General features: G+C 52.6%; 21 protein-coding genes. 6 read left to right on the top strand and 15 right to left on the bottom strand.

All coding sequences use genetic code 11. The annotated features are described in order from the left end of the window. Positions 1-72 precede the first annotated feature (72 nt). Positions 73-774: a GntR family transcriptional regulator gene (locus AB9F29_RS07790; RefSeq protein ID WP_369755217.1), complete on the top strand. Its 702-nt coding sequence runs from the start codon at positions 73-75 to the stop codon at positions 772-774. A gap of 88 nt (positions 775-862) precedes the next feature. Here the strand turns inward: AB9F29_RS07790 and AB9F29_RS07785 are convergent, their stop codons facing one another. From AB9F29_RS07785 to AB9F29_RS07760, 6 genes are all read right to left on the bottom strand, one after another. Continuing rightward, positions 863-1,624 (bottom strand): SH3 domain-containing protein, encoded by a 762-nt coding sequence (locus tag AB9F29_RS07785; RefSeq protein WP_369755216.1) that lies wholly within the window; start codon positions 1,622-1,624, stop codon positions 863-865. 13 nt (positions 1,625-1,637) lie between these two features. Next, complete coding sequence (csgH, locus tag AB9F29_RS07780) at positions 1,638-2,003, bottom strand: curli-like amyloid fiber formation chaperone CsgH (protein ID WP_369755215.1); 366 nt, start codon at positions 2,001-2,003, stop codon at positions 1,638-1,640. 8 nt (positions 2,004-2,011) lie between these two features. Continuing rightward, the gene (locus AB9F29_RS07775) at positions 2,012-2,587 is read right to left on the bottom strand and encodes a hypothetical protein (RefSeq protein ID WP_369755214.1); all 576 of its coding nucleotides are present in this window, start codon (positions 2,585-2,587) and stop codon (positions 2,012-2,014) included. Positions 2,588-2,683: 96 nt separating this feature from the next. Then, positions 2,684-3,157: a hypothetical protein gene (locus tag AB9F29_RS07770; RefSeq protein WP_369755213.1), complete on the bottom strand. Its 474-nt coding sequence runs from the start codon at positions 3,155-3,157 to the stop codon at positions 2,684-2,686. Positions 3,158-3,272: 115 nt separating this feature from the next. After that, positions 3,273-4,334 carry a CsgG/HfaB family protein gene (locus AB9F29_RS07765; RefSeq protein WP_369755212.1) on the bottom strand — a complete coding sequence of 354 codons (1,062 nt, stop codon included), beginning with the start codon at positions 4,332-4,334 and terminating at the stop codon, positions 3,273-3,275. A 56-nt stretch (positions 4,335-4,390) separates the two neighbouring features. Further along, a complete protein-coding gene (locus AB9F29_RS07760; RefSeq protein ID WP_335583613.1) occupies positions 4,391-4,840 on the bottom strand; it encodes a curli assembly protein CsgF in 450 nt (149 codons plus the stop codon). A 687-nt stretch (positions 4,841-5,527) separates the two neighbouring features. On the opposite strand from AB9F29_RS07760, the gene AB9F29_RS07755 reads away from it, so the two are divergent. Both AB9F29_RS07755 and AB9F29_RS07750 read left to right on the top strand, forming a co-directional pair. Further along, positions 5,528-6,823: a hypothetical protein gene (locus AB9F29_RS07755; protein WP_335583611.1), complete on the top strand. Its 1,296-nt coding sequence runs from the start codon at positions 5,528-5,530 to the stop codon at positions 6,821-6,823. 94 nt (positions 6,824-6,917) lie between these two features. Next, on the top strand, positions 6,918-8,324 hold the full coding sequence (locus AB9F29_RS07750) for a hypothetical protein (protein WP_369755210.1): 1,407 nt from the start codon (positions 6,918-6,920) through the stop codon (positions 8,322-8,324). An 83-nt stretch (positions 8,325-8,407) separates the two neighbouring features. On the opposite strand, the gene AB9F29_RS07745 is transcribed toward AB9F29_RS07750, so the two are convergent. The 6 genes from AB9F29_RS07745 to AB9F29_RS07720 all read right to left on the bottom strand — a co-directional run bounded on the left by AB9F29_RS07745 (position 8,408) and on the right by AB9F29_RS07720 (position 15,065). After that, the gene (locus tag AB9F29_RS07745) at positions 8,408-9,256 is read right to left on the bottom strand and encodes a fumarylacetoacetate hydrolase family protein (RefSeq protein ID WP_369755209.1); all 849 of its coding nucleotides are present in this window, start codon (positions 9,254-9,256) and stop codon (positions 8,408-8,410) included. A gap of 34 nt (positions 9,257-9,290) precedes the next feature. Continuing rightward, the gene (locus tag AB9F29_RS07740) at positions 9,291-10,898 is read right to left on the bottom strand and encodes a GMC family oxidoreductase (RefSeq protein ID WP_369755207.1); all 1,608 of its coding nucleotides are present in this window, start codon (positions 10,896-10,898) and stop codon (positions 9,291-9,293) included. Positions 10,899-10,937: 39 nt separating this feature from the next. Then, a complete protein-coding gene (locus tag AB9F29_RS07735; protein ID WP_335583607.1) occupies positions 10,938-12,266 on the bottom strand; it encodes a TRAP transporter large permease subunit in 1,329 nt (442 codons plus the stop codon). Then, positions 12,259-12,855, bottom strand: coding sequence for a TRAP transporter small permease subunit (locus AB9F29_RS07730; protein WP_335583606.1), 597 nt, complete (start codon positions 12,853-12,855; stop codon positions 12,259-12,261). The genes AB9F29_RS07735 and AB9F29_RS07730 overlap by 8 nt, the downstream gene beginning before the upstream one ends. Before the next feature lie 71 nt (positions 12,856-12,926). Beyond that, positions 12,927-13,943: a TRAP transporter substrate-binding protein gene (locus tag AB9F29_RS07725; protein ID WP_335583605.1), complete on the bottom strand. Its 1,017-nt coding sequence runs from the start codon at positions 13,941-13,943 to the stop codon at positions 12,927-12,929. 84 nt (positions 13,944-14,027) lie between these two features. After that, positions 14,028-15,065 (bottom strand): C-terminal binding protein, encoded by a 1,038-nt coding sequence (locus tag AB9F29_RS07720; RefSeq protein ID WP_335583604.1) that lies wholly within the window; start codon positions 15,063-15,065, stop codon positions 14,028-14,030. Positions 15,066-15,230: 165 nt separating this feature from the next. Between AB9F29_RS07720 and AB9F29_RS07715 the strand changes: the two genes are divergently transcribed. Together AB9F29_RS07715 and AB9F29_RS07710 are read left to right on the top strand one after the other, a co-directional pair. Beyond that, a complete protein-coding gene (locus tag AB9F29_RS07715) occupies positions 15,231-15,953 on the top strand; it encodes a GntR family transcriptional regulator (protein ID WP_369755205.1) in 723 nt (240 codons plus the stop codon). A 24-nt stretch (positions 15,954-15,977) separates the two neighbouring features. After that, positions 15,978-16,799, top strand: coding sequence for a TolB family protein (locus AB9F29_RS07710; protein ID WP_369755204.1), 822 nt, complete (start codon positions 15,978-15,980; stop codon positions 16,797-16,799). A 53-nt stretch (positions 16,800-16,852) separates the two neighbouring features. On the opposite strand, the gene AB9F29_RS07705 is transcribed toward AB9F29_RS07710, so the two are convergent. Genes AB9F29_RS07705 through AB9F29_RS07695 form a run of 3 tightly spaced genes read right to left on the bottom strand, consistent with a single transcriptional unit; the run spans position 16,853 to position 19,327 of the window. Continuing rightward, positions 16,853-17,656 (bottom strand): carbohydrate ABC transporter permease, encoded by an 804-nt coding sequence (locus AB9F29_RS07705; protein WP_369755203.1) that lies wholly within the window; start codon positions 17,654-17,656, stop codon positions 16,853-16,855. A gap of 2 nt (positions 17,657-17,658) precedes the next feature. Beyond that, positions 17,659-18,534 carry a carbohydrate ABC transporter permease gene (locus AB9F29_RS07700; RefSeq protein ID WP_369755202.1) on the bottom strand — a complete coding sequence of 292 codons (876 nt, stop codon included), beginning with the start codon at positions 18,532-18,534 and terminating at the stop codon, positions 17,659-17,661. Positions 18,535-18,568: 34 nt separating this feature from the next. Then, complete coding sequence (locus AB9F29_RS07695) at positions 18,569-19,327, bottom strand: DeoR/GlpR family DNA-binding transcription regulator (RefSeq protein WP_335583599.1); 759 nt, start codon at positions 19,325-19,327, stop codon at positions 18,569-18,571. A 260-nt stretch (positions 19,328-19,587) separates the two neighbouring features. Between AB9F29_RS07695 and glpD the strand changes: the two genes are divergently transcribed. Continuing rightward, positions 19,588-21,186: a glycerol-3-phosphate dehydrogenase gene (glpD, locus tag AB9F29_RS07690; RefSeq protein ID WP_369755201.1), complete on the top strand. Its 1,599-nt coding sequence runs from the start codon at positions 19,588-19,590 to the stop codon at positions 21,184-21,186. The last annotated feature ends 21 nt before the right edge of the window (positions 21,187-21,207 follow it).

Below are 21,207 nucleotides of genomic sequence, written 5' to 3'. Positions count from 1 at the left end.
GTGACATGTTAATTTGAAGTTAGGTCGCAAGGGCGTCAAAAGTCACTTAATCGTTCTTACTGGAGGTGCCAAATGAAAACTTCGAAATCGATCCCAAAGCCCGACGAAGGTAAAACCAACAGTTTGCGCGAGCAAGCCTATGGCAGTTTCACAGAGCATCTTTTGGCGCGCTCCCTTCGGCCGGGTCAATTCGTTTCACAACGAGAGTTGGTCGAGTTGACGGGGCTTGGTCTTGGTGCCATTCGCGAATTGGTCCCGAGGCTTGAATCGGAAGGATTGATCAAGACTGTTCCCAAGCGCGGGATGCAGATAGCGCACGTCGATCTAAACCTGATCCGCGACGCGTTCGAGTTTAGGCTTTTCATCGAGGTAGAAGCCGCATCCCTATTCACTCAAAATGCATCGAATGCCGATGTCGCGCGTCTCTATGAGGAACATGTTGCAATTGTTCAGGAATGTGAGGACGCCGCGGCGGCAGGAGGCATTCAACCCGAACTCGTTGCGCGGGCGCAATCCATTGATTGGGGTTTCCACGCGACGATTGTTGATGCGCTTGGCAATCGGATCATCAACGATGCTTATCGCGTGAATATGATTAAAATCCGATTGATTAAGCAAGAACAGACGCAATTAAACCTCGCGGTGATTGTTCCGACAATGCTTGAACACATCAAAATCATTGAGGCTTTCAAGGTGCGCGACGCTGCCAAAGCCAGTCAAGCCATGCGGGAACACATAATCAGCGCGAGAAACCGCGCCTTGGAACAACGCTAATTGTCAGTTCAGACGCAAAGTTTGCGAGGGGCAAGGTGGTTTCTGTTCATTCTAACTTAAAACCCTGTCCCCCTCGATCCAAATGATATCAGCAGGCGTTTAAGTAAGTTGCAATTGGCCATTCATCTTTTCGCAACATCGTTTTCTTGATCCAGCCTGCAGCCTCGCCGAAACGTGCGCGGCACCAGATTCCGTCAGAGGCTGTTGTGCAATAGTTGACCTTTAAGCAGGTGCCTTTTGGTAGCGTCCCTACCGAGAGCGAATTCCCTCGCGGTTGTTCGCGGACGTTTAGGTTCACAAGCAATTCAACCGAGGAAATAACGCCGCCGCCCTCTGTGAAAACAGGCAGGGCCAATTCCTCTTTTGTTGCGCATTCAGCCGTGTAGCCTTTGTAAATACACCGGTGTTCGCGAAGGGCTTGGCTGAACTTGGCGTTCTCTGGGGCGCCATTAGCACGCTCTAAAATAACGCTGCGAAATGTGTCCCCGACGTCGCCAGTCACGCGGTTTTGGTTGCCTCCGAGGCGGGCAATCAAAGCGTCATTTTCAGCATAGAGGGCAAGTTGGTTGTCTTCGATATCCCATGCTTTGACACTGTCAAAAGGGGCCACACAATTTTCGGAGGTACCGGAGGGGCGCAATTGAGATTCTTCAACCACGCCACGCAGTTCAATCACATTCGTAAGCTCAAAGGAACACGGAGCGGGGCTGGTTGAAAACGACGTGTCAAATATCAGCCATTGACCAGAAAAAGCCTCTAAAAACATCTCTTTAGATTGTGCTGCTGCCTGCATGGAAAAACAAAGAACAAGTGAATTTATAAGCCCAAATAGACATAATTTCGATTTCATTTTCTTACCCAATTTAATGTTTTCCTGGTTCTATATCTGAAGTCGCGCGCGCGATCTCCAAACCTTCGGATCTTACAATAAGGACCACTTTCAATGTGGTGGTGTCATTTAGGTTAATGCCGCTTGAGCCAATGGTGTCGATGCTGCCAGCGTGGACCTGAAACTCACCAGACTGCCGCAGGTTCGCGGTGCCCGATGCGTCTCCCTTGGAAACGATCATTTCCGCTTCGACAACGCCTTCGGACAAGCCAAGTACACGGCCCGTAATGACAACTTTGGACTCTTGAGGGACGACAGAAAGTTCAGCGATGGCAATATCGCCACTTGCCGGCGCACTTAGAAGCATAATGGCCAATACAACTGCAGAAAATCTGCGCATATTTGACGCTATCTACTTAGGGTGGTTTGAGTAATCACAACGGTGCCCGCATTGGAAAATACAGTTGGGGAACCTGTTGCCGTCATGTTGTTTCCAACCTGATTGAACGTTACATTTGTGGCACTGCCGGACACAGAGAGACCATAAGTATTGTCGTTACCGACTTGGTTCAACGTACCGGAATTACTGGTGCCGCTCACCAAAACACTACCATTGTTTCTATCTCCGGTTTGGGAAAGCGAGCCTATATTTCCGCGTCCCGTCACCTCAATATTTCCGAGGTTTCCGCTGCCAAGTTGCTCAAGTGCCACCACGGCCAGTTCGCCGCCAAATATCGTCGCAGCGTTTCCGCTCAGGCTTGGCGCCAAGCTGTTATCTTGGTTGAGGAGAACAGTTGCCCTCTCATTCTCAACAGTAATGTTCGCGCTGTTTCCACCCCCTAGTTGAAGGGCTGGCAAAAATCCATTCAAGCTACCTGCGACGCTAGAATTCGTGGCGAGAGACTGATCAATCTGCAAGGTATTTCCCAGCAAACTGTCCTGAGTGTCCTGAACCAAATACAAGTAGTTGCCATCGCCAGCCATTACCGGGGCACCCCCAAGGGCGCCAATGACAGAAGTTGCAACGTAAATAGCGGAAATTTTTAAATTTTTAATGATTCTATCCATAATATAAGGACGTTACCACGAACCTTGAAAAATCGACAACGAATTTTGGCTGCCTTGTTGCGAGAAAACCGCTTGGTTCTGCTGCCCGCTTTGGACGACGGTAAAGGCGTTGGATGTGCCTGAAGAATATCCGCGTATCGAATTGTCGTTTCCATTTTGAACGACCGAAAAGAGTGTATTCGTCCCCAAAACATCTATGTCCATGGTGTTGCGGTCCCCACTTTGAAGGATGTTTCCAGGTTTCAGTGAGGGGAGCAACAATGGGTTGGAGTCCCAATCGCGCCCCAGGCCGCCGTTCTCGCTCCCCGTTACTGTTAAGGAGAGAGTGTTTCCCGACGTACTTTCGATATGTAGAAAGTTGTCGAGGCCCGTGATCAGGACTGTATCCCGCCCCTCTGGCGCGGAATTCCCAACCCCTGCTGCCAATAAACTCATCACAAATACTAGAATAAGATACCGAGATACCCCAAAAATATTGCACGACATAGCTTCACCCCTTGCCAGCCGGACGCTTTCGCCCGTTTCGTGTTCGCTGGCAGTTGGCGCTTATATTGTGGCAGAAATTTGATGCAGGTGAGGCGGTTTAATGTGTTGTTTAGATTTAGCCGAGAACCTCGTCGTCAACCGGCGGGGTCGGCAATCTGACAGCCCCAGTTTCCGGTGTAAGTTCACGCACAACCGAGGCAGGCGCGACGTCCTTCTTTTTCGGAACCGTTTGCTTTATCGACGCTGGGTTGCGCGTTTGAGGGGCCTTGGCCAATCGGGCGTAAGCGGAGTATGCGCCGAGTTTTTCGCTCTTATTTTTTGCAATCAATCGCGATTGAGTTGCTTTATCAGAGAAAGACCAAATCCCTTTCTCCGCGCCCTCAATTATCATGCTGTAAACGGCTTTCTCTATCGCCTGTTGCAAGGCAATCAAACGCGGTTCATTCGCACTCATACCCGCTTCAACTTCGAGCAATTCATCAAGTTCGATATAAGAAAAGATACTCCCTTGGATCAAGGAAGACCCAATCGATTTTTGCGCCATCGTGTTGGTTAAAACCTCACCAGTGGAGGTCGAAACCGCGCGCAAGCTTACAGTGACCGTATCGGTCCGCCACTCAGAATTTGCGCCGACTCCGAGCAAACGAGCGCCCGCACCCCCGGTTTGTGTGTTGCTGTCATAGCCTACGATCCCGCCCTGCAGGATGATACCCGCGTGGAGGAGGGGGCCAAGTGCGGCTGGATTAACTTCGTCTTCGCCGCGATATTGACGGCGCATTTCTGTCAAAATCTGACGCTCTCTCACAAGATCGGGAAGGCTGGCGCGATCCAAAACCGAGAACCAGCGCCCTTCACCAGCATCTTGTAATGCTTTTATCAGAACTGCCGACCCACCTTGGGAAACGGCGCGTGACAACGACTGAACCAGTTCGCGCTCTTCATATTGACCCGTCAAGTCGGGGAAATCGTACACAGCAACATTCATCCGCTGTATCGGTGATGGCAGGGTGCGCAGCGCCATACTCTGCTGCGTCGGGGCAACGAGTGTTGGTTGAGCTTCCCCGAAGAACGGTGAGGGGGCTGGTGTGCATCCCGCAAGTGCCGTTGCACCTGCGATTGCGGCTAGTTTTGTCATGGCCCGAAGGCCGCTTGGTAAAGAAAAACTATCAAAATTCATTAAACAAGTCCCTGCTCGATTATTTGTCCCAACTTTAAATGCGGTTGAGTTTTTGTTTAAGAGTCCGTCAAAAGCTGGGGCACAATAATCTCGGTAACGGTGCCATCTAATGAATCTGTAATGAGTAGTCGAATAGTCTCGGGCGTGCGTTCGTAGGTAACTTGGGTCGAGCCGAAGGTAATAGAACCACCTTCAGACCCCGTGTCGCCAAAAATGGCCTCTGTCACTTGCCCTGCAAGAGCGGAGAGCAGGCGACCTTCAAGCTGTCTTACAAAGAGATCGGCCTGAGAACTTGACGTGTCAGTTTCCGTCCCGGAGGTGCCAGAATTCTGGTTCGCGTTCCGAGCCGTTGCATCCCGCTGGGCGGTTGCTGTTGCAATAAGGTGAGAGGAGTTTAGGGGGGAACCGCCAAAGGAGGGATTTACAGGTTGATATGTAATTTCCGACCCTATCGCTGGGGACGCTGTGACAAACATCGCAGCGACAACAAAACTTATACTTTTCATATTCACAAACCCTAAATACTAAAACGCGCCCAAACTGATCTCTCAATAGCAGCGAGATCAGTGGAAAGTCATATACACCGACTTATTAGGCCATCAATGCAATTTTGCGGCAACGTGTTGCTAGGTTAACGATTCCAATACGGGCAAATGAGGTTGGATTTGTTGTCAATATGATACGATTTAGGGGAAAATAAGCCAAAAAATAGTTTACCTTTTGCAAGTTTTGGAAGGGCGTTACTGCCCGAAAGCTCTTTTCTAGGCCCTCAGTTTAAATGAAATTCGGTACGAATCGCTAAAATTGCATGTTTTGTTTTCGCAATAAGTTTTTGTTATTGTATCTATTTTTTGCCTAATGGTGGCTCGCTGCTCAAATCGTCTACTACCTAAGGTTGTAATTTTCCTGATTTGTTTTGAAATGAGGCTAAAATTGGGCATGGGAAGAAATTTATCTTGTTTTTGACACTTTTCTGTCTCAACTTCGGACTTATTCGAAAACTTGGCAGAAATTTGGAGGCCGTACCATTTCACAGCCGTCTGGCTGATTTCGAAAGAGAGATATGCAATGGCGAACCCTGCTGTTGCTGCAAAGGCTTCGCGAGAAACGGAGTGATGCATGGTGCTGCTGCTTACAGGTTGCGCCTGAAATAGATCAGTATGTGTAATAAATTAACTATGACAGGAAATAAAATGAACGTTATTAAAATCTCACTTTTTGCAACCACAGCACTAAGTCTCTCGTTTGGTGTGGCTTTTGCCGATGAAAACGAAGCATTTTTAGAACAGCTTTCTCAAGGCTCGACTTTTAACAACTCTGCGCTGGTTGACCAAAGCGGCGGATTGCGGAACAAGGCTGGTTCAGCAGGCGATAAAATGAAGCAACAATCGCTGCATCTCTATGTGTCCGGCAACAGCCTGAACATTGATCAAAGCGGTAACGACAACGAAATTGGCTTGACTGGCTCTGGTGTGAACCAACTGGCACAAAAAGCAAACGGCAACGCTGCTACAATCGAGCAGAGCTCAGACAGAAACTCGGTTGGTTCAATTCAGCAAGCTACACGCTACGGTGGCGGATATACTTCTGGGAACACACTGACAATCGAGCAATCCGGCGGTGACGACAACTCGATCGGTAGTGTTGTACAAGAACGCAACGGTGGCTCCAACGGAAGCGTTGCGACGCTTACTATGACCGGCTCACGCAACAACATCGACAAGGCCACTCAAGGCACCACCTTTTTAGGCGGAAATGGCAACACAATGACGGCCGAAATTTCGGGTGACGACAACGGCAAGGGAACCTTGTCGGGTTTCGCGGCACTCAGTGGCGCAAACACTAGCGTGCTGGACCAAGGTGGTCGGTATTCTTTTGTGTCACAAGGCAACAACAGCATGAACCTGTTGATTACAGGTAATGAAAACCAATTTGGTGTCACCCAAGCGGGCAACGGCAATGGCGTTGGTACGCTTACTATTAATGGCGACCGCAACGAATTGGGAGTAGTTCAAGGCGGCTGGACCAATGTTGTGACTGTGGCGGCAATTGACGGGTACGACAACAATATTGGTGTCCTACAACTGGGCATTTCCAATACCGCATCGGTCACGGCTCTCAAAGACGGTAACGCCTTTGGGGTTGGCCAGTTCGGCAATTCAAACGATGCGACCGTGTTTGTCGACGGCAACGGCAATGGATCAACAACCAGCACGCCTGTTCTTGCGGGTGACGCACTTGCAGCAGCAGGTTTGACACCCTTCTTCATCGAAGGCGCTGTGATCCAGCTTGGTGACGATAACATCGTGAATGCTTCACTCACAGGCGACAACAACCTGTTCGGAATGGTGCAAGACGGCAATAGGAACAACATCTCCGCAACCGTGAACGGCAACAGCAACCAATCAGTCGTTGTCCAAATGGGCAGCGATAACTCAGCGACCTTTAGCCAATCTGGTAGCAACAACATCGCTGGCATTGTTCAGTAATTATGACTGAAGGCGTCGCCACGGCTTCGCTTAAAAACACGACCACGGGGTGCAAGAATGTGCCCCGTGGTTATTTGATTTAGGGTTCTTGTATATGCGTTCATTTCGGTTTGTGGTTGTGCTGGGGGTTTTGACAATCGGCCCCCTAAGTTGGGCGTATGCGGCGGATAACAATCTGGCGTTCGTTGATCAAATTGGAGCAGATAACACCGGACTGATTTCTCAGTTAGGCTCCGCAAATCAGGTCGGCACTGAGCTCGATCCCGTTTTGCAAAATGGCTATTACAACGATCTAACAATTACACAGACTGGCGGAGACAATGTTATCGGCCTCGAGGGGCTGGGAGTCGATCAGGCAGGCAATTCGGCGACGCCTTCGATCTTCAACACCATTCTTATAGATCAGGATTCCAATTCAAATTCGGTCGGAAGCATTCAACAGTCCGCATTGGGCGCCATTCCAGAAGGCGCAAACCGTTTGACCATTCAACAGGGTCTGGACGGGGCGGGGGATCGCAACAAGATTTCGCTCGTGGTCCAAGAGCAGCTCGGCGGAATGCCCGGACAGGTGGCAATCCTTACGCAAACGGGCGAACAAAACACTGTCGCTCTCGTTGAGCAACGGTCACTGACGGCGGCGCAATTCAAAGAAAACATCATTGTCGCCAATTTCAGCGGTTCCTTTAATGGTCGCGGAGATCTTACGGGTCCTGCCCTTACCTCTAGGGCGGTAGCAAACTCTCTTATCCAGCGGGTCGGGTATGACGCTTTAGGCGCGAACGGCAACGAGATGAACCTCATGGTTAGTGGCGATTTTAACCGTTTCGGGGTTTTTCAAGGTGGCCGCAAAAACTCAATTGGCTTCCTCACGATATCCGGAAATTCCAACCAAGTCGGATTCCGTCAAGATGGTTTGGAAAATGACATTACCGCATCGGAAATACTCGGCGATGGCAACAATATCGGTGTCGGTCAAATAGGCACCAACCGTGCATTTCTCAATATAGTTGGCCTGAGCAGCGACAATGAGGTCCTTGGACTGCAAGAAGGTTCAAACGATCTGCTGTTTTTCGTCGATGGGGACGGGAACGATCTCAGGGTTGAGCAGGGGTATAATAGTGGCCTTGGCGGCGGAAATGACGCGGATGTTTCCGTTATCGGCGACAGTAACTTTTTTGACGTCACACAATTCGGTACCAACTCTACGACAATCTCGGTGACGGGTGATTTCAACAATGATCCAAGCCAGATTTTTTCTGGGAACGCCCAACTTGGGCTGGCTGCCGGAACCATTGAACAAGTTGGCACAAGCAATGCTGCAACTCTGGCCATCACCGGAAACCGGAACATGGCAGCGGCGCAGCAAAACGGGGATTACAACAGGATTTCTCTGGGCGTCGTTGGAGATTCCAATCAGGCGGCATTTATTCAAATGGGCAGTATGAACGTGGCGTGGCTTCTGCAATCGGGCAACGGAAATATCGCTGGCTTTAAACAATAGGCGCAGGCGGTTCGCATGAATGCCTAGAATAACCAAAAGGTTATCCTAGGAATCGAGAGCGTTTTGGAGACCCTCCCGCAGGATCAGAAAGTAAGGCTAGTGACCAGTTGCGTTTGGCTGCCGAGGCCGGACACTTCTAGATCAACAACGTCGCCATCACATAAGAATTTAGGCGGGGATAATCCAAGGCCGACCCCTTCGGGCGTGCCCGTCGCGATAATATCCCCGGGCCGTAGAACCATGAAGCGCGACATGTAGGAGATAATCTCAGCGACGCTAAAAATCATGTCCGAAGTCGAGCTGTTTTGATAGGTTTCGCCATTGACCGAGAGCGAGAGGGTGAGGTTTTGCGGATCGGGAATCTCATCCGGAGTGACAATCCATGGGCCAATGGGGCCGAAACTGCGGGCTGATTTTCCCTTCATCCATTGGCCGCCAAGCTCAATTTGAAAGGCGCGTTCACTTACGTCATTGATCGTACAGTAGCCTGCGACATACTCAAGGGCTTCGGCCTCGCTCACATACGCGCAGTTGCGCCCAATTATGACGCCGAGTTCAACTTCCCAATCGGTTTTTTGCGATCCACGCGGCAAGATGATGGGATCATTTGGGCCAGAAATACAGGATGTAGACTTTGAGAAAAGCACGGGTTCGACGGGTTCGGGATTGTTGGTTTCGCGGGCATGGCGCGCGTAATTCAGGCCAACGGCATAGAAATTTCGGGCGCGGCCTACACAGGCCCCAATGCGCGTCTTGGCCGAAACTACAGGCATCGTGGACAGATCTGTATTCGCAAGCATCGAGAGGGTCGTGCGCGAGAGAGTCTCAGGTGTGAAGTCGGAAATCAGGCTTGAGAGGTCGCGTACCCGGCCTTCTGTATCAAGATATCCAGGTTTTTCTTGGTCCACGGGACCATGGCGGAGAAGTTTCATAGGTATGTCTTTCAAGTTTTGGGAGGGAGCAGCGCTAGGCCGATTTGAGGATCATATCTGCGGCTTTTTCTGCGATCATCACGACGGGGGAGGCGGTATTGCCCGACACAATCCGTGGCATAATCGAGGCGTCGACCACGCGAAGACCGGAAAGACCCCGTACGCGTAGTTCGGGATCGACCACAGAAGCGGCGTCACTGCCCATTCGACACGTGCCGACGGGATGGAAGATGGTGGTGCCAATATCGCCGGCGGCACGGGTTAAGTCCGCGTCATCCGCAATGTGCGCCCCGGGTAGGTTCTCGTGCGGCGCGTATTTTTGCAATGCGGGCATCGTCATCAAATCGCGGGCTTGACGCAGAGCGCGCAATGCCACGGCGCGATCGCCCTCAGTGCTGAGGTATTGGGGCGAAATGTCGGGCTGTTTTGTGAGGTATTTTGTCGAAATATGGGTTGAACCACGGCTTTCTGGGCGCAGATTGCACACAGACACCGTGACCGCAGGGTAGGGATGTAAAGGGTCACCAAGACGGTCGGTTGAGAGGGGCTGAATGTGGTATTCTAGGTCTGGAGTGGCCAAGCTGGGGTCGCTTCGCGTAAAAATACCGAACTGGCTTGGCGCCATCGAAAGCGGCCCCGAACGGTTCCAAAGATATTGGAGTCCCATCGAGATTTTACCCGTGACAGAGTTGGCGATTTGATTGAGGGTCCGTGCGTTTTGCACACGGAAAATCATGCGCAATTGCAAATGATCTTGAAGGTTTTCACCTACCTCTTGGCTGACACGCACCACATCCATTCCCATGTCTCTGAGGCGTGTGGTTTGGCCAATACCTGACGCCTCGAGTAGTGCGGGGGAGTGAATTGCCCCCGCCGTGAGCAGGACCTCGCCTTGGCTTATCGCATGCTGTACGCGGCCTTTGTGCGAAAATTCCACACCTGTGGCGTGACCGTTTTTAAACGTGATCCGTTGCACGCAGGCATGGGTGATAAGGCGTAGATTTGGCCGTTTCAGCGCAGGGCTGAGAAACGCGCGGGCGGTGCTCCAACGGCGGCCGCCGTTTTGATTGACCTCAAAATACCCTGCGCCCTCGTTGTTGCCCTCGTTGAAATCGGTGGTTGATGGAATGCCCATTTGCGTCGCGGCATTTTGGAAATCATCCAGAATGTCCCATTTCAAACGCTGGCGCGCGACTTTCCATTCGCCGCCTTGGCCGTGGGTTATTCCGTCTGCATCTGGGCGATCTTGGGAGCGGACAAAATAGGGGAGGACGTCGCTCCAACCCCAACCCGTATTGCCCATTTGCGCCCAGCCGTCATAATCTGCAGCTTGGCCGCGCATGTAAATCATACCGTTGATTGAGCTGCATCCGCCTAAGACCTTGCCGCGCGGATAGCCCAAAGCACGTCCGTTTAGCCCTTTTTCCGGGGTGGTCGACATCATCCAATCGGTGCGCGGATTCCCAATACAGCGGAGGTATCCGACCGGAATGTGAATCCATGGGTAGGTATCCCGTCCGCCTGCCTCTAGGAGCAAGACCCTTGTGCGGGGATTGGCCGAGAGGCGGTTTGCCAGCACGCATCCCGCCGTGCCGCCCCCCACGATAATATAGTCGTAATCGCCGTCTAAACTGCGTGTCATAGTCAATTCCAATTGTTCGAGATGTAACGGCGTTTGCAGTTAATGGATGGCGAGCGCTGGAAAGATAATCAGCAAGCCAACCGCGATCACTTGGAGGCAAATGAATGGTACAAGCGATCTGAAAATCTCACCCAGAGAGATGTCCGGCGGTGCCACGCTTTTGAGGTAGAACGCGGCCGGACCAAAGGGCGGTGTGAGGAATGACACCTGCATATTCATCGCGAATAATACGCCAAACCAGACGGGATCATATCCGAGGTCTTTGATGATCGGCACGAAAATCGGCATGGTCAAAAGCGCGATCCCGACCCAGTCAAGGAACATGCCAAGGATGAAGAGAATGAGCATCATAAACAGGATAATGACGGTGGGGGAGTCTGACACACCTGTGATGAGGGTAGAGATAAAGCGGATACCTCCCATGAGGTTATAAACGCCAACCAAGGCGCTCGCGCCGATGCCAATCCACATAATCATTCCGACTGTGGCCAGTGTGTGTAGCGCGGAATCTAAGAGCATACGGAATGAAAATTCGCGCCGTAAGATTGTTGAGGCAATGACGCCCGCAACCCCGATGGCGGAGGCTTCTGTCACCGAAGCGATGCCGCCATAGATTGATCCAAGCACGAAGCCGACGACCAACATGGGCAATATCAACCCGCGCAGGAGAGGCAATTGGTCTTTGAAAGGCGTGCGCTCCATGGGGGGCGGTGGTGCCGCGTTCGGGTCAATATAGGAGCGAAAGAGGATGTAGAGGATGTAGAACCCCGCGAGCATAAATCCAGGCAGGAACGAGGCTGTAAACAGATCGCCGACCGAGACATTTGCTGTGAGGCCGTAAATGATCAAAACGATCGACGGGGGCACCATTGTGCCAAGCGAGCCGCCAGCACAAACCACGCCAATTGCTAGTCGTCGATTATAGCCGAGCCGCAGCATTTGGGGCAGGGCAACCAAGCCGAGCAGGACAATTTCGCCACCGATGATACCACTCATGGCCGCAAGAATGACCGCCACGAAAATCGTTTGAACTGCCACACCACCACGCAGACGTCCGCCCACCAGTTTCATCGCATCAAACAAGTCGCGTGCAATGCCAGAGCGATCAAGGATGGCCGCCATCAGGACAAACATCGGGACCGAAACAAACACAAACGACGAGACAAAGCTGTAAACGCGGCTGGTAATCAGGGGGACGGAGTTTGGCCCAAACCAGCCAATTGCGAAGATGAGCGCCACAAGAAGTGTGACCATAGCCAAGGGCGTACCCGTGAGCAAAAGCCCGACCAGCAGCACAAACATCAACAGCGTGCCCCACTCAATCCCGAGTGATTTTAGGTTGAGACCGAAGTCTAGAAGTTCAAACATTTTCATGCCTCTTTGGCGGGGTGAGGCCGCGTGCGTAATTGAAGGTAAGGATGAGGAACTGGACGCTCATCGTGATGAGGACCGCCAGCAAAAACAGTTTTAGGAGGGCGGGCGTTGGCGGATTCCACGCGCTGCCACTGGTTTCGAGAAAGAAACTACCGTCAGGGCGATAGATTGCTTTGAGCGCCATAAGCCATGCGGCCCATGCGAAAAACAGGCTGGCGCAAAGGCAGGCGATTGAAATGAGGATATCGAGGATGCGGCGCACGGGCGAGCGAACGACGTCATAGATCAGCACCACGCGGATGTGCGAGTTGCGGGCAACACAGTATAATCCGCCAAAAATGAACGTCACGGCGCTCAGAAATGTCGTTGTTTCATGGGCCCATACCGTGGGCGCATTGAACACATACCGTAGGAAAACCTCTACAACGAGGACAACCATCGCGATCAAAATTCCGACAGCGAAAACGCGGGCGACTGAGGTGATTACTTTGCCCAACCAGCCTGCTTGCGGCAGGGCCTCTTGAGCCGTGAATTCGGGGGGCAACGGCTCAATGGCCGAAGTCGTTTCGGGGGTGCGGGACATGAGGGGCCAATCGTGTCAAAGGGGTGTGATGGCGGATGCTCGGGCGCAACGCGTGCGCCCGAGGCTGTGGATTATTCCAGTAGGCCTTGCGACGCGAGATAAGCGGTCAATTGGTCATAGACCTTTTGTGCATTCGGCGAACGTGCGGCCACTTTTTCCCATTGATCCATCGCGATTGTACGGAACTTTGCACGCTCTTCGGCAGACCAATTGTGGACGGTGATGTTTTCATCGGCTGTGGCTTCGGCGAAGGCTTTTAGGTCATTCATCGACAAAGTTGCCACTGCGTCCTGTGCAAAATCGCGCACCGAAACCGTCAAGATTGCTTGTAGATCAGAGGGCAAAGCATTCCATTTGTCCAAGTTCATCGAGACTTCGACCAGTGGCATGGAGTGGAAACCAGGATAGACGGGGTGGTTGCCAACTTTATGCAAGCCTTGCTGATGGTTGGTCGAGAAAACAGTGGAATCCGCAGCATCAATCACGCCCTTATCGAGCGACGTGTAGACCTCGGAGTAGGGCAGGTTGACAGGAACCGCGCCCGCCGCCGCAAACACCTCTTGAATGAGGCCTTCTGGCGCGCGCATTTTTAGACCCTTGAGGTCGGCAACGCCGTCGAGCGGCACTTTGGAAACAAAACCTTCAAGGCCCGTCGTCGTCGCCCCGATGAAGTGAAGGCCATAGGGTCCTTCCAGTTCATTCATGAGTTCATAGCCGCCGCCATAGTTGATAAAACGGAACATTTCATCCGGAGCAGACCAAGCGCCGATCGGATTGGCAATAAGTCCGAAGGCGGGGTCTTTGCCCGCGAAATAGCTCACATCGGTGATGTGCCCATCCAAAATGCCAGACCCAACGGCATCTTGTGTTTCGATATAATCGACCACCGCGCCTACGGGCAGAAGATCAATCGTCATCCGTCCGCCAGACATCTCTGCCACGCGCGCTGTCCATGCCTGTTGGATGGCAAAGTTTGGATTTCCTGCGGGGTCTACGGATTGGAACGTCAATTGGTGCTCTTGCGCCATGGCGCCGGTGCCGCCCAATAGGCAAGCCGCAATAAGTGTACTTAAGTGTTTGTTATTCATGGTTTCCTCCCTAGAACGGACATGTTTACGTGATCCCATGCCCTTGGATCATATCGTGGCGTCAACCCCGTCGGAGTTGGCGCGTTAGGCGATATCCCTTACGCGTTTCGTGGCGGGGGTGTTCACAAGGTTTCGCAACTTGCCTTCGCGCAAAAACCGCACCGCAGTTTCAACAGAAAGGCGGCGTGCATCCGCGACGCTCTCGGGGCTGGACCATGCCGCATGGGGGGTGACAAACAAACGTTCCCCCACAAGGGGATCCGTGCCGTTTGCATAGGCAATCGCCAATGCGTCGGTCGGGGATGGGGGCTCAACGGGCAAGACGTCGATGCCTGCACCAGCGATTGTGCCTGCGCGCAAAGCGGTCAAAAGCGCGTTGATGTCAATGATTGCGCCCCGCGCCGTATTGATCAAAACAGCATGTGGTTGCATTTTGGCCAAGCGCTCGGCGTTGATCATATTGTGGGTTTGAGGCGTTAGCGGGCAGTGCAAGCTTACAACGTCACTTTGCGCGAGTAGCTCGTCGATGGACTCACATCTATCGACACCCACAGCGATTTCGGTGCCGCGCGAAACCAGCGGATCATAGGCCAAAACCCGCATGCCAAACGCCTTCGCTCTCAGGGCGGCAGCAATGCCGATACGCCCCAAGCCAACCACGCCAAAGGTCTTGCCTCTTAGCCGCCCCAAGAGAGGAGCGCGCGCGTGATCGAAGCCTGTCTGCGGAGATTGCATGAGATTTCGGTGGTAGGAGCCAATGCCACGCCGCAAATTCAACATCAGCGCAATTGCGTGATCGGCGACTTCGCTGGTGCCATAATCAGGCGTGTTGCAGACGGGAATGCCCGCTTCTGCGGCAGCATCCAAATCGATATGATCAAAGCCTACCCCGGCCCGTACAATGATTTTGCACCGCTCCAATTGAGCGATCATCGAACGGGTAACGGGCATCTCGTGCCAAACCACCATCGCATCACAGGAGTTCAGAACCGTTTGCGGAATACGGTGAATTTCGCGTTCGCGGAATATATCCCAATCGATATTATTTCCGGCTGTCGCCCGTTCGATCAGAGCGTCGTCTGGATATTGTGCGTCGGGTGTCAGGAGACGAAAGCGGGGCATGTGAGTCCTTTTGGGTGTGGATATTATTATTTGTTATTCTAGAATTCTAGAATTTTAATAACTTGTCAATCCTGTTTTTTTCATGCTTGGTAAAGGAGTAAAATTAGTGGGTAGCGCGCTTAGCCGTCCATGCTGTAACTAGGAATGACCTATGAGGAGAGTGCTGTGTCGTTGACCCAAGATGCATGTGAGCGGATTCGCGAGGCAATTGTCTCTGGCAAGCTGGAGTTCGGCGAGCGGCTGTCCGAGGAGCAAATCGCGCGGGCGCTTGGGATGAGCAAAGCCCCCGTGCGGGCGGCCTTTATGGATTTGCGCGACATGGGCCTCGTGACGGTTGTGCCACAGGCAGGAACCTATGTGTTTGCGCCCTCCAAGCAGGACGTCGAGGAAATGAGCCACTTTCGCGCCATGTTGGAAAGCAAGGCATTGAACGATGCCCTTGCGCGTGATCCCGAAGCGGTTGTGCAGGGGCTTTCCGCGGCAATTTACCAAATGGAACAGGCGATCGCGGCGGGGGAATGGGCGCTCTATAGCAAAGCCGACAGCGCCTATCATCGTGTATTGTTGCAGCTTGCGGGCAATCGCTACCTTGAAAAAGCCTATGATTTGACTGCGACGGCTCTGGAGGCCTTGCGTGCTCGTTTGCAATCGGGGGAAGGGAATTTTTGGCAACGCTCTTTTGCCGAGCACATTCAAATGCGCGACCTTATCGTTAAGGGCAAATTCGACGCGGCACACGCAATACTGCAGGAACATATTTTGATCATTAATCGCTCGCTACCCGAGCCAGATACAAATCCGTATAAGCGCACAAAAGTTCAGCGCCGTTCAGACGAAGAATGCACCACGTTGATGCAGCAAGGCGGTCCAACTTCCCGCCGAGTTTAACGGGCCGTTTTGCAGGAGAATATTTTGAAAAGTGAGATTGTGATTTATAACCTGGCCACAGGGGCAGCGGAAACTATTTTGCTATTGGATCAACATCTTGAGGCTCCCAATTGGACACCAGATGGCACGGCTCTTATTGTAAATGGGGACGGGCGGCTGTATCGCGTTGACCTAAGCGCACCGGCGCTGGCAACTATCGAAACGGGGTTTGCAACGCAGATCAACAACGACCACGGGGTTTCGCCGGATGGCACCACATTGGTCATGAGCGATTCAACCGAGGAGGGGAGTAGCGTGATCTATACGCTGCCGGTAAAGGGGGGCACGCCGACGCGGATAACGCCTTTGGCACCTTCGTATTGGCACGGGTGGTCACCAGATGGCGCGACTTTGGCCTATACCGCGAAACGTGGCGAAACCTTCGAGATATACACCTGTCCGGTTCATGGTGGCAAAGAACGGCAAGTCACCTTTGGTTTTGATCACTGTGACGGTCCAGATTATACGACTGACGGCGCTTGGATTTGGTTCAACGGCGAACGCGATGCCCGTGTTTGTTTGTGGCGCGTGCGCCCTGACGGGCGTGATCCGGAATGTATGGTGGCAGATGATCGGGTGAATTGGTTTCCCCATCCCTCACCAGACGGAAAATCTGTGCTCTACTTGGCCTATGAAGACGGGACGCAAGGGCATCCATCCGAGCGTCAAGTTGAGCTGCGCCTTGTGTCCGCAGAGGGCGGCAGACCGCAAGTGCTCTTGGAACTATATGGCGGGCAAGGCACGATAAATGTGCCGTGTTGGGCGCCGGATAGTCAGCGTTTCGCATTCGTGCGTTATCACGACTAAGCGGTTTCATTTCTCGCAGGCGTTTTGGAATGCGGGGCGTTCGCATCGACCAATTAGACGCGCCCGATTTTGAACCCCCGCGAAAGATGATTTCGCATCGCAAAGAGTAACACCACGCCGGGCAGCATAGAAGCGAGGGTGACGGCCATAACCAGCCCAATATCGGTTTGAAAACCAAAGAGTGCGTTGATCGCCATGCTGATCGGTTTCCCGTTGGTTGTGGTCAGGATGCGCGCGAAAACCACCTCAACCCACGAGAACATGAAGCAGAAAAACGCTGTTACGGCGACGCCCGAAGCAATTTGTGGCAAGAGGAATTTCCAAATAAACATAGGCCGCGAATAGCCGTCGATAAAGGCTGTTTCATCCATTTCCTTTGGGACGGCCGAGATGAACCCTTGGAGAATCCAGATCGAGATTGGGACGTTGAACAGGCAGTGCGCTAAGGCGATGCCGAAGGTTGAGTTCACGATTCCAAATGCGGAGAAAAGTTGAAATATCGGTAGGGTTAGCACCACGGGCGGGGTGATACGAAAGGCGATGAAGGCAAGGAACAGGTGTTTGTCGCCTAAGAAGGAAATGCGCGAGAAGGCGTAGGCCGCAGGGATGGCAACGGGTATGGTGATGCAGATATTGATCAGCACGTATGCGATGGAATTCAGGAACGCCGAGCGTAGGTTTGGGTCGGTCCAGATGCCCCGATAATTGCTTAGCGTGAGGCTGCCAACGTCAATATTTGGGGTTGCCAAAGTCGCGGTGAAGCTGAGGAGGGTCAGTTGCACCAGCGGCAGGCAGGTGAACACCATGAAGGCCAGCAGGGCCGTTGCTTTGAGGAAAGGGAGCGCGCGGATAAACATAATTAGGCGGCCTTTTCTGGGGGCACGTCATCAAGCTTGCCTTGGGCTTTGCTAAACATCCACGCGACGGTCAACACGATCATGAAATAGAGCACAGAGCGCGCGGCGGAAGGGCCGTAGTTGAAGGCTTTGATTTCTTCGCCAAGGTCAACCGCGAGGAACATTGTCGCGCCGTTTGGACCGCCCGCATTGATGGGAAAAGCCTCCGTGTAAATCATGAAGGAATCCATAAACCGCAACAGGATCGCCATAAGCAGAACGTTGTATAGCTTGGGCAATTGGATGAATCGAAACACCTGCCACGGGCCTGCGCCGTCGATTGCGGCCGCTTGGTAGTGGGCCGCCGGAACGGTTGTCAGGGCACTATAACACAGGATCACAACCAAGCTTGTCCAATGCCAAACGTCCATCACAATGATGACCAGCCATGTGGGAACCACCGAGAATTTCCAATCCGCGGGCCAGCCGAAAGTAGGTAGAATGCGCCCCAAAAGACCCGTGTCTGGGTTGAGGAGACTGAGCCAAAGTGATGGGACCATGTTCCACGGCACCAGAAGCGGCAAGGCCACCACACAGAGCGAGACGCCGACCCAGAATTTGCGTTGGGGGATGCAAAGGGCAATCGCAATGCCAAGGGGAATTTGGATGGTTAAGATCAGCGCCGAAAACAATGTACTGCGGCCAAAACTAGCCCAGAAACGGCCTGAACTTATGATCTCGGAGTACCATTCCGTCCCGACCCAGAAGCGCGAGTCTAGGATGAAAATTTCGAAGAAGGAGTAATTAACAACGGTTATCAGAGGGATCAGCCCCACGAGGCCAAGCACGAGTACGGCTGGCAAGACAAAGGCCCATCCGACGTTACTGCGCGTTTTCAAATGAAAAATTCCCCCGAGCGTGATCGAAGCCCGTTTAAACCGTGACCACTTCGGTGCCCCAACTGCTACAATTCGCCAGCAGATCTTTGGGCAATGTACCGTCGGTAAAAAGAGCGCTCACATCCGCGAGAGAGCAGATTGTGAGCGGTGCTTTGCGCTGAAATTTAAGGTGGTCTGCGACGACCATCACTTTACGCGACCGTTTTATGGCGGTGCTGCTGACCATAATCTCCTGCCCGTCAAAATCTAGCAGGTCGCCGTCCTCATCAATGGCGGAGCAGCCTAAAACCGAATAGTCGAACTTAAATTGCTTTACCATTTCAACGGTTAAGCCACCGACAATGCCACCATCCGCACGGCGCAAAACGCCACCCGCCAAAATGATTTCGCAGCTATGGTTGGCCGCAAGAATATTCGCGATGTTGATGTTGTTCGTCACAACCAGCAGGTTTTCGTGGTCGAGCAATTCGCGCGCCACAGCCTCGGTACTTGTCCCGATGTTCATAAAGACCGACGCGCCATTTGGGATTGCTTCGGCGCATTTCACGGCAATCGCCTTCTTGCCCGTATCGTTCAGGCGGCGACGTTCCTCGTATTGAATGTTCACAACGCCAGACGACACCACCGCGCCGCCATGCACCCGTTGAAGACGGCCGCGATCGGCCAAATCAGAGAGGTCGCGCCGGATAGTTTGCACCGTGACATCGTAGAGTTCGGCAAGGCCATCCACGGTGACTTTGCCCTCTTTGCGCGCAAGTTCGAGGATATCTTTCTGTCTAAAGTTTGAGACCATGGCTTTCTCCCTGACGTCGCGTAATAGAATCCTAACAATCAACAGTCCGAGCGGAGCGTCAAGGGTTCGAATCGATTTGCGCAGATAAAATTCGCCAAAAGGGAGGGAATAGAAAAATTAAATACATGGATTTCAACATTTTATCCGAAAAGGAAAAGAAACGAACATTCGCTATTGATTTGCGAAGTGGCTTAGTGTTGTCTTGATGGATGTTGAGCGCTGGGAGGCGGCGACAGAAAATCGACGCTTGGGAGGCTTCATTGAATCAACGTAATCTTCACGACATCGTGGACCTTTTCGTCATTGGCGGCGGCATCAATGGATGCGGTATTGCGCGTGACGCGGTTGGCCGTGGTTTGAGTGTTGAGTTGGCGGAAATGAACGATCTGGCCTCTGCAACGTCCTCTGCCTCCACCAAGCTTTTTCACGGCGGATTGCGCTATCTTGAGTATTTTGAGGTCCGCCTTGTCCGCGAGGCGTTGATCGAGCGCGAGACCCTTCTCAAAGCGATGCCGCATATTTCATGGCCGATGCGATTTGTGTTGCCCTACCACAAGGATATGCGGTTCGACACCGACACTCCGACGTCAAAATTGCTTAGTATTGTGATGCCTTGGATGAAGGGGCGCCGCCCTGCGTGGCTCATTCGGTTCGGACTTTTCCTCTATGATAATCTGGGTGGTCGCCAAATTCTGAAGGGGACAACCTCTTTGAGTTTGGCTGGTACGCCTGAAGGCGCGCCGCTACAGGACCGCTTTGAAAAAGCCTACGAGTACTCCGATTGCTGGATAGAAGACAGCCGCTTGGTGGTTCTGAATGCGCGGGACGCTCAGGCGCGCGGCGCAAAAATCAATGTGCGCACCAAGGTTGTGTCCGCCGAGCAAGTTGACGGTCTTTGGGAAATTACGCTGGAACCAAAAGGTTTGCCGCGACGTGTGGTTCGGGCCCGTATGTTGGTAAATGCGGGCGGCCCTTGGGTTGAGGATATTATCCGCAACACGGTGCGGATAAATGCCACAGAAGGTGTGCGACTGGTGCGGGGCAGTCATATAGTGACGCCCAAATTATACGATCACGACAAGTGTTATTTCTTCCAAGGCGAAGATGGCCGGATTATTTTTACAATCCCTTATGAGACTGATTTTACGTTGATCGGAACCACGGATGCCGAGCATACTGACGTGTCACAGAAGCCCGTTTGTACCCCAGAAGAGCAAGCCTATCTTGTTGAATTTGCGTCGAAGTATTTGAAAATGCCTGTCACCAGGGATGATATCGTCTGGACCTATTCCGGCGTGCGCCCCTTGTATGATGACGGCGCGACCTCTGCGACGGCGGCGACTCGTGACTATGTGTTGAAAGTTGATGAATCCGCGGGCGCGCCAATCCTGAACATCTTTGGCGGCAAGATCACCACCTATCGCCGGTTGGCCGAGAACGCGTTTAAAAAGATAGCGCCATTTTTTCCAAATGCAGGCGGACCCTGGACCGCAGGTGTTCCCATGCCGGGAGGGGATTTTCCCGTTGATGGGGTCGCGGATTTGCAAGCACGTCTTACGGCGCAATACCCGTTTTTAACTGAACGCTGGGCGGAGCGGTTAGTCAAAGCTTATGGCTTGGATGCCTTTGAGGTTCTTGGGGATGCGAAAACAGAACCCGATCTGGGGCAGCCTTTTGGTGCTACACTGACTGAACGGGAAGTTATCTGGCTGGTGCAAAAGGAGTTTGCACGTTCCGCAGAAGACATCGTTTGGCGTCGTTCAAAATTAGGCCTACGCTTGTCCAAAGACGAAATCGAAATGCTTGACGCATGGCTGGCCAAAGCGCCCGTAATGTCATTGCAGCAAGACGCAGTGTAAGCTGCGGATAGGGAGAGAGAA

The sequence above is a fragment of the Falsihalocynthiibacter sp. S25ZX9 genome, from assembly GCF_041205405.1.
Classification (GTDB): Bacteria; Pseudomonadota; Alphaproteobacteria; order Rhodobacterales; family Rhodobacteraceae; genus Falsihalocynthiibacter; species Falsihalocynthiibacter arcticus.
This window is presented reverse-complemented; position numbering and strand designations above follow the sequence as displayed.